The sequence below is a fragment of the Vibrio sp. 970 genome (genome assembly GCF_033339075.1).
The window spans coordinates 1-638 of record NZ_JAWOTW010000443.1; the positions used below are offsets into that span (position 1 = coordinate 1).

General features: G+C 46.1%; 2 protein-coding genes. Both read left to right on the forward strand.

Annotation, left to right across the window (positions count from 1 at the left end):
* Positions 1-273: glycosyltransferase (locus R7Q11_RS27185; protein ID WP_225467109.1), on the forward strand; the 273-nt coding region annotated here is incomplete at its 5' end.
* The coding region (locus R7Q11_RS27190; RefSeq protein WP_225467110.1) for a glycosyltransferase at positions 266-638 on the forward strand (373 nt) is incomplete at its 3' end. The genes R7Q11_RS27185 and R7Q11_RS27190, both read left to right, overlap by 8 nt.

Below are 638 nucleotides of genomic sequence, written 5' to 3' on the forward strand. Positions count from 1 at the left end.
TCTCTGCAAGAAGGGTTTCCGCTTTCAACACTCGAAGCGCAAGCGTGTGACATCCCTTGCGTCGCGACGGATGTTGGCGGCGTGAAAGAAACACTGTGCCCGAAAAGCAGCGCTTTGGTAGAACCTAACCGCGTATTTTCACTCGCGGAGGCTCTATCTAAACAATTGGATTCAAACATCCATTCGCCTCGAGCTTACATTCTTCAACATTTCGATATTCGTGACATGGTTGGTCGCTACACTCGTTTGGCTAAGGAGTCGACTTATGAATGATCTCATTTGGATTGCTGGTTTTGGTTTGTCTGCGTTTTTGATCATCTATCATCATGTGGGTTATCCGTTACTGCTGAAATGGCTGCCACTCAAACCAAAATCTAACGACGAAGGCGAACACTTTGCAGAGCGTCATTACAAAGCCTCGGCCAGTGATAACAAACTTCCTTCCGTAACCATCATCATCCCCGCTTACAACGAAGAGCAGTGGATTGCTGAGAAAATTCGCAACTTGGCGAGTTTGGACTACCCAAGGGATAAGCTGAAAGTGGTAATTGCGTGTGATGGTTGTACCGATAAAACTGCAGAAATCGCACAAGATACCATCCAAGAAGCGATTTGCTCTGATACCTTGTTTATTGTGA